Origin of the sequence: Mycobacterium sp. (assembly GCF_049280035.1) — a bacterium.
Classification (GTDB): Bacteria; Actinomycetota; Actinomycetes; order Mycobacteriales; family Mycobacteriaceae; genus Mycobacterium.
On the sequence record NZ_JBAPPI010000749.1, the window covers coordinates 1 to 1,665 of the forward strand.

Annotated in this window: 2 protein-coding genes; one reads left to right on the plus strand and one right to left on the minus strand. The window is 63.9% G+C overall.

The window, feature by feature from the left end:
• On the minus strand, positions 1 to 926 hold a 926-nt coding region (locus WAN71_RS24045; protein ID WP_422227734.1), incomplete at its 3' end, for a wax ester/triacylglycerol synthase domain-containing protein.
• 99 nt (positions 927 to 1,025) lie between these two features.
• Between WAN71_RS24045 and WAN71_RS24050 the strand changes: the two genes are divergently transcribed.
• Positions 1,026 to 1,665, plus strand: a 640-nt coding sequence (locus tag WAN71_RS24050; protein ID WP_422227735.1) for a 1-acyl-sn-glycerol-3-phosphate acyltransferase, incomplete at its 3' end; no start/stop codon positions are given.

Sequence of the window (1,665 nt, forward strand, 5' to 3'; positions counted from 1 at the left end):
ACGGTGCCCAGGGCGTTGCCGGATATTCGTTCTGGCGAGGTGTCGATGCTCATCGGCACGCCACACAGCAAGGGCTCGTCGGCGTGACCGTCGTACTTCAGCAGCAGCACGCGAAGCGCTCCCGTACTGATTGCCAACACCATGTCGTTGATCGTGGCGCCGAGACGCTTGCCGGTGCCTTTGACGTCGGCGAGTGGAAGCGTGGCGCTGGCGAAGGTGCGCCCGGGCGTCACGACGTGATTGAGAAAGGTCGCCGGCGGACGGAAGTTTCGGGCCAGCCCCGGGGCGGACCTGGAGTTTCGGCGTACCCGCCTTATCCCTTTGACGGTGTCGCGCAACAGACCAGGCAGTTCGCGCAACTGGACCCCGTGATCGCGCATCGCCGCTCGGATCAGTTGCCCATCGGACGGTAGCGGGTCGCGCCGGTAGTTGTCCTTGTCCGGCCATGACGCATCGGGAAAGTCCAGCGCACGCGCCATCAAATTGGCGGATGCGACGCCGTCGGCCAGGGCGTGGTGGACCTTACCGATGATCGCGAACCGGTTGTCCGCCATGCCCTCTACGAAGTGGAACTCCCACAACGGCTTACTGCGATCCAGTGCAGTGCAGGCGATCTCTCCGATCGCGGCATCGAGCTCGCGGTGACCCCCGGGCGCCCGGATCTGCAAGCGCCGGACGTGGTAGTCGAGGTCGATGTCGCAGTTCTCCAGCCACATCTCGCGATGAAGGCGGCGCGGAATGTCGACCAGCTGATAGCGCAGCGGTTCGAGCAGATGCAGCTTCCGCGCCAAACTCTGGCGATAGCGGTCGTAGCCGAATCCGTCGCACTCCGAAGCGTCGACGATGCCGATCTTCAGGGTGTGCTGAGGCAGGTTGGGAGTCTCGTTATAGAGAAGGACAGCGTCCCAGCCTCCTAGCCTCTTCACCGCTCCTCCACACCCTGCATCGGAATCAGGGTATTCGGGTACCCCGCCAGCGCGCCCGATAACATCAAAACATTTAGCGACTTTGAACCAAGGGGTTCGGTGAACGCGTCTGACCTCGAGCCGGCGGCCATTACGAAGTGGGACCCGGAACTGACCGAATGGCTGATGGGTTTGATTCGGCCGGTGATCAAGGGTTGGCACCGCGCCGAGGTGCGGGGACTCGAAGACTTCCCGACCGGCGGCGCGCTGGTGGTAGCCAACCACTCGGGCGGGCTGTTCGCGATGGACGTGCCGGTTTTCGCCACCGACTTCTACGCAACATTCCGTTACGACCGACCGGTCTACACGCTCAGCCACGACATACTCTTCGCCGGTCCGACAGGCGACTTCTTTAAGCGGACCGGATTCATTCCGGCCACCCACGAGAACGCCGACGAGGCCTTGCGCGCCGGAGGCGTCGTCGTGGTCTTCCCGGGCGGAGATTACGACGTGTATCGACCGTCGTCACGCGCGAGCACAATCGATTTCGACGGCCGTACCGGTTACGTCCGCGCGGCCTTGAACGCCGGTGTGCCGATTGTGCCGTCGGTGTCGATCGGCGGCCAAGAGAACCAGCTGTTCCTGTCCCGCGGGGAGTGGCTCGCCAAGGCCGTCCGACTGGACAAGCTGCTGCGCGCCAAGATCCTGCCGATCTCGTTCGGCTTCCCGTTCGGCCTGTCGATGGTGCTCCCGGTGAACC